Source organism: Pseudonocardia sp. GCM10023141, from assembly GCF_042653605.1.
In genome coordinates, this window is sequence record NZ_JBHSIR010000046.1 from 1 (window position 1) to 4055 (window position 4055).

Genomic DNA, 4055 nt, shown 5'->3' on the forward strand with positions numbered 1-4055 from the left:
TCGCCACGCCCTACCACGCGAGCATGATCACCGATACCAGGTCAGAACCCTTACAGGACACGCCCTAGTTGTTCCCCCGGATGGAGAGACTCTTCCGTCACATCGGTTGGACCTGCCAGAACCCCGGTGAACCACCGGTTATCCGAGGCTTGCCAGCGGATCACCACGAGACAGCGCCGGATCGTCGGCGGCCAGCGTGCGGGCCCGTCCGGGACCCGTGCTGCGCGTCTCGAACCGCACCGTGACGCGACCGTGGCCGGCGCCCTGCACCCAGCCGTGGCCGTGCTCGGCGTGCCGGACGTCGTCGCCGGGACGCCACGTCGGCTCCGACGCCGCAGCGGCCTGCCCCGACATCGTGTGGCCCACCACCGGCTGCTCCCCGGCCGCGGGCTCCGGTTGCCCGGGCTCGGGTTGCTCCGGCTCCGGTTCTGCGGTGTCGACCGGGCGGTAGGTCTCGAACAGCGCCTGCGGCGGATCGTCGGTGAGGCCCGCCAGCGAGACGCCGATCAGCCGGACGCCGCCCGCCGGGACGGCCGCGGTGGCCAGCCTCTTGGCGACAGCGGTGAGCGCGCCCAGGTCGGTGCTGGCCACGGCCGCTGTCTCCGAACGGCTGGCGGTGGTGAAGTCGGCGCTGCGCACCTTGACCGACACGGTGCGCGCCGCCCGCCCAGCCGAGACCAGCCTGCGGTGGGCCGCCTGCGTCATGCGTGCGACGGCCTCGTGCACGGCCGACATGGCCGTGAGGTCGATGTCGAACGTGGTTTCGGCGCTGACCTGCTTGGCTGCGCCGCGGGGCGCGACCGGTCGGTCGTCGACGCCACGGGCGAGCCGGTGCAGCTCCGTGCCCATGGCGACACCGAGCACCGTGGTGGCCTCGCGCAGTTCCATGGCCGCCAGCTCGCCGATGGTCTGGATGCCGAACTTGAGCAGGTTGGCCTCGGCCACCGGCCCGACGCCCCACAGCGCCCGCACCGGCAGCGGATCGAGCACCGAACGCTCGTCGGTGGGCGCGACCACGCGCAGCCCGTCGGGCTTCGCCAGCTCCGACGCGATCTTGGCCAGCTGCTTGCCCGACCCGGCGCCGACGGACGCCGGTAGCCCGGTGGCGGCGCGCACCGCTGCCCGCAGCTCCACCCCGAACGCCTCGACCTGCGCGACGTCGGCCCCGGCCAGCGCGGGGGGCTCGAGGAACGCCTCGTCGAGCGAGATGGGCTCCAGCACGGGTGCCGCGGCAGCCAGCACGCCCATGACCTGCTCGGACAGCGCCTGGTAGAGCACGAACCGCGGGGGCAGCACCACCGCGTGCGGGCACAGCCGCCGCGCCTGGCCCATCGGCATCGCCGAGCGGGCGCCGAACACGCGCGCCTGGTAGCTGGCGCCTGCCACCACCGAGCGGGGACCCAGACCGCCGACGAGCACCGGCCGATCCCGCACCGTGGGGCGGGTGAGCTGCTCGGCGGAGGCGTAGAACGCGTCCATGTCCAGGTGCAGCACCCAGCGGGCTGGGTTGCTGGACGCGGTCACCCGGCCATTGTCGCGCGGAGCACTGACAAGCAGCGGCCAGACATCGTCAGGAGGGCGCCACCAGCTCGATCAGGTGCCCGTCGACGTCGGAGAAGTACAGGCGGCTGCCGGTGCCGATGCAGTCGTTGGTGGCGCCGTTCTCGGGAGCGCCGGGGTCGTTGCCGAACGGCACGCCCCGCTCCCGCAGCGCCGCGACGGCCCCGGCGAACCGCTCGGCGTCGATGCGGAGCGCGACATGGCCCCTCGGGGTCTGCGGCGCGTCCATGTAGAGCAGCATCGTGTCGCCGTCGAGGTGCACGGCGAACATGTCGTCGTCGGGTCCGGCCTGCCGTGCCGGCAGGTCGCCCAGCACCGCGGCCAGGAACCGTGCCGAGGTCGCGGAGTCGCGGGCGGGCAGGGCGACGTGGTCGACGGTGGCGGTCATGCCGCGCTCGCCGGGGCCCGCAGCGCGCCGTGCAGGAACAGGTCGATCGCCTGCTCGGTGCTCACCTCGCCGCCCGGGGCCGGCTGGGTGCGGCTGAACAGCTGCGCGAGGAACAGCGCCGCTGCCTGCTCGACCGGCAGGCGCAGCGCCGCGGCGTCCGGGGCGAACAGCGGCGTGACCGCCTCCACCATGGCGCTCCACGACCTCTCGCGTGCCTGCGGATCCGGCGCCTGCTCGGGGTCGCGTCGGGACGGTCGCCCGCCCGCGTGCAGGGCGCCGAGCACCGAGCCCATGCGCGCCAGGTGGGCGGAGAGCGCCTCGGACGCCTCGGCGAGGCGCTGCTCCAGCGGCTGGTCGAGCGGGACGGACGTGATGCCGTCGATGACGTTGTCGGGGCGCACGACCTCGAGGATGCAGGCGTGGATCAGCTCCTCCTTGTCCTTGAAGACGCGGAAGATCGTGGCCTCGCCGATGCCGGCGGCCTGCGCGACCTGGCTGGTGGTGAGCGCCGCGCCGTGCTGGACGATCAGTGGGATGGCGACCGCCGTGATCATCTCGCGGCGCCGCTCGGGGCTCATGCCGGGCGCGCGGCGCCGCGGTGGGGGTGTCTCCATCATGCGATCCACGATAAGGAGTGAGTACTCACTCCGTCAAGCGAGCAGGGCGTTCCCGTCCGACTCGACGATCGCCGGTGCCGTCGCGCCGAACCCGGCAACGGCGGCCGGGTAGCCGGGGGCCGGCTGCAGATCGCGCAGCCACACCGGCCCGTCGGGCGCGCTCGCACCCGTCCACGCCTCGACGCCGCCGGGACCGAGCGTGATCGTGGTCATCGGGGTGGCCAGCCCGTCGCCGGTGGCCTTGAGCAGCGCTTCCTTGCGGGTCCACGCGGTGAAGAACGCGCCGGCGTCGGCGCGGGAGGTGCGGGTGAGCTCGGTGGGGGAGTAGACGTGCCCGGCCATGCCGGCCAGGTCGGTGGTGGCGCGGACCTGCTCCACGTCGATGCCGACGGCGCCGGACGGCGACACGGCGAGGCCGACCAGATCGCCCGCGTGCGACATCGAGAACCCCGGCGATCCGGGTGCCGGGAGCACCGGCTTGCCGTGCTGCTGCCCGCAGCGGCAGGTGCGGTCGAAGACGAGCATCGCGGCGGGTGTGTCGAGCAGTTCCCCGAGCACGATCCTCGTGAGTGCGTGCGCCGCGAGGTAGCGGGCCCGGTCGGCGGCGCGCCGGAACCGGTGCAGGCGGTCCTGCTCGAGGTCGTCGAGCAGTGCGACGAGTGCGGGAGCGGTGTCGGGATCCACGGGGGCGGCCCACCACACGCGGCACGGCTGGTCGGCGCTCATACCGCGATGATCACATGGCGGCCGTGGCGAGGGACACCGCCGTCCCCGTGGACGCGGGAACGGCGGTATCCCCCTGGGAAACGGATCAGCCCGTGCGTCGTACCGGGTTGATCCGGCGGCCCTGTGCGGGCCTCGCGTGACGCCCGGAGCCCTGATGGCGGAGCTCCGTGGAATCGTGCTTCTGAGCCTTGCCCCGGCGCTCCGCGCGGTTCACGGGCGCCGGTGCCGGCGGGGTCTCCGGCAGCTCCGCGGACAGCGCGTCTGCGGACAGGATCTCCGGGGAGATGCCGGGAAGGGACGGGTTCTGATCGGGCATGGAGGCCTCCTTGCTGGGATGCGGCCGACGGGAGAGCCAGGAACGGCACGAGGCCGGCCGGACGGACCGAAGGGCAGGGCTCCCGCGAACGGGAACGGCGGCGGGGACGTCGGACGGTCCGGGCCGCGAGCCGCGCAGAGCGCGGGATGCATCACCTGAGGCGCATGCGGAACACGTTAGTTCGTGCTCCACGCCGGTGCCACCGGATTTCCGGGCGGCCAGTGCGGCGACCGCAAACGTCCACCGGGTCCCTCGCGCGCCCAGGCGACCCCTCGCGGCGTTGCCGACCTTGCGAATACCCCGGTATGAGCTGCGGCCGGCGCCTTGCGAGAAACCGCCTGGATCACGCGATGAACCCGGCAACGTTCGTGGCCACCGCACTAGTAGCGTGTCGCCGCTAGTATTCGGACGGGATGCGGTAGATCAGTTGCGGCAGTCTCCCTTTCCC

Annotated in this window: 5 protein-coding genes; all 5 read right to left on the bottom strand. The window is 73.3% G+C overall.

The features are described from left to right. Positions 1-138: 138 nt before the first annotated feature. Positions 139-1524, bottom strand: coding sequence for a DNA polymerase IV (locus tag ACFPFQ_RS27420; RefSeq protein WP_379623824.1), 1386 nt, complete (start codon positions 1522-1524; stop codon positions 139-141). Between the two features lie 46 nt (positions 1525-1570). After that, the gene (locus tag ACFPFQ_RS27425) at positions 1571-1948 is read right to left on the bottom strand and encodes a VOC family protein (RefSeq protein WP_379623826.1); all 378 of its coding nucleotides are present in this window, start codon (positions 1946-1948) and stop codon (positions 1571-1573) included. After that, on the bottom strand, positions 1945-2565 hold the full coding sequence (locus tag ACFPFQ_RS27430) for a TetR/AcrR family transcriptional regulator (protein WP_379623828.1): 621 nt from the start codon (positions 2563-2565) through the stop codon (positions 1945-1947). Before ACFPFQ_RS27430 ends, ACFPFQ_RS27425 begins: the two co-directional genes overlap by 4 nt. A 33-nt stretch (positions 2566-2598) precedes the next feature. Beyond that, positions 2599-3291: a 4'-phosphopantetheinyl transferase family protein gene (locus ACFPFQ_RS27435; protein ID WP_379623830.1), complete on the bottom strand. Its 693-nt coding sequence runs from the start codon at positions 3289-3291 to the stop codon at positions 2599-2601. Positions 3292-3376: 85 nt separating this feature from the next. Then, entirely contained in the window at positions 3377-3607 is a 231-nt protein-coding gene (locus ACFPFQ_RS27440; protein WP_379623832.1) for a hypothetical protein, read from the bottom strand. Between the last annotated feature and the right edge of the window lie 448 nt (positions 3608-4055).